General features: G+C 71.4%; 1 protein-coding gene. It reads right to left on the reverse strand.

All coding sequences use genetic code 11. The features are described from left to right. Positions 1-126 precede the first annotated feature (126 nt). The gene (locus tag CCN56_RS38115) at positions 127-1,011 is read right to left on the reverse strand and encodes a helix-turn-helix domain-containing protein (RefSeq protein WP_086832238.1); all 885 of its coding nucleotides are present in this window, start codon (positions 1,009-1,011) and stop codon (positions 127-129) included. Positions 1,012-1,568: the final 557 nt, after the last annotated feature.

Below are 1,568 nucleotides of genomic sequence, written 5' to 3' on the forward strand. Positions count from 1 at the left end.
CGTCGCCGAGCAGCTCGTGCCACTGGGCCAGCTGGTCTCGGGCCTCGCCCTGATCGGTGCGGATGGTGCGCGGGTCGAGCCGGCCTATGTAGGCCAGCAGGGCGGCGATTTCGCGGCGATCCACGGTCAGCCCTCCGTTCCGGTCGGCTCGTCGAGGGCGGCGAGAAGGGCGGCGGTGTGCGCCTCGGCCCGCGTCATACCGCCGGGGGCGGCGGAGGCTCCGCCGGGCACGGCGTAGAGGTTCGGGCGGCTGGGGGCGTGCTCCCGGGCGATCCAGGAGCGCCAGTCGGTGGCCCAGGCATCCGCCGGCCTCGGCTTGAAGACCGCCCGGTGGGCACGCCACTTCGCGTCGGCCGCACGCAGGCCCTCCTGGCCGAGCCGGTCGAGGTGTCCCTGCTCGCGGGCCCAGGCGTGGGTGGCGGGGTCAACCTGCCACTCGGCAGCCGAGAGGACGGCGGCACCACTGCTGTACCTACGGTTCAAATCCGGTTCACTACGGTTCTGTGTGCCGGTTTCCGGTACACCGCTGTGCCGGTTTCCGGTACGTCGGGGTGCTGGTTTCCGCCGGGACCTGCCGGTTTCCGGTTCTGCCGGATTCCGGTCCCTCGCGGGGGATTCCGGTACCTCACGCGGCCGGATTCCGTACCGCCGCAGAACCGAGACCCGCAGGGTGGGGGCGGCCTCGGGCCCGCCCGTCGGCGCCTGATCGGCGTCCTCGCCCTGTGCGTCCTCGGCGACGGCCTGGGCGGCGAGGGGCAGGCGGTAGACCGTGCTGCGCTGCGGGCCGGTGAGGTCGTCGAGCTGCTCCAGCTCACCGGCCTGGACCAGGCGGTCGATGGCCTCGCGCACCGTGGAGACGGACGCGCGCGTGCGCTTGGCCAGGCTGGACAGCGAGGCCCAGGAGACGCACTGCTCGTCGGCCACCCGGTCGGCGATCGACAGCAGGACCAGGCGTGCGGTCCCCCGGCTGGAGCTGTGCTCCCAGACCCACTCGCGGGCTTCGCTGCTCATCGGCCGCTCCCGACGACGGGGCGGAGCCGGCGGTTCGCCGGGGCAGGGAAGGCGGGCTCCGTCGTGGTACGTGAACGCGCCGGGGCGGAGGTGGCTGCCGCGCAGGCCAGGCGGAAGGGCCTATTGCGCAGGGCAGGAGGCATGCGATACTCCTCGTTGCAGTGTTGCCACGCTGATGCGCCCCTCGGAAGGACTCAGCGTGGTGATGGTGGGCAAACCCCGCCCTTGCCGGGGCGGACATGCCACTTAGCGTTCGGCGTCTGGGAGTTCCCGCTCCCGGGCGCCGTCGCTGTTACGCGGACCTACACGGTCTGGTCGATCTGCCGCGCTCCTTACGTCCGACGTGCCGGGCACCGTGCCCGGGGGACGACGAACATACGCACGGACCCGCGTCAAGATCCAGACTTGGTTCTTAAACTCTGTAGAACTTGTTGCCCCATCAGGTGCAGGCGCCGAAGGCGCAGCTTGCACCGCAGAGAGATCGTTTCCTGGCGGGGCAGCGACGACGCCCGTCATTCGCCCTGGGGAGTGGCCTCTCCTAAAGGCTGTCCCGTAAC

This window comes from Streptomyces sp. NRRL B-24572, assembly GCF_002156145.1.
Taxonomy (GTDB): domain Bacteria; phylum Actinomycetota; class Actinomycetes; order Streptomycetales; family Streptomycetaceae; genus Streptomyces; species Streptomyces vietnamensis.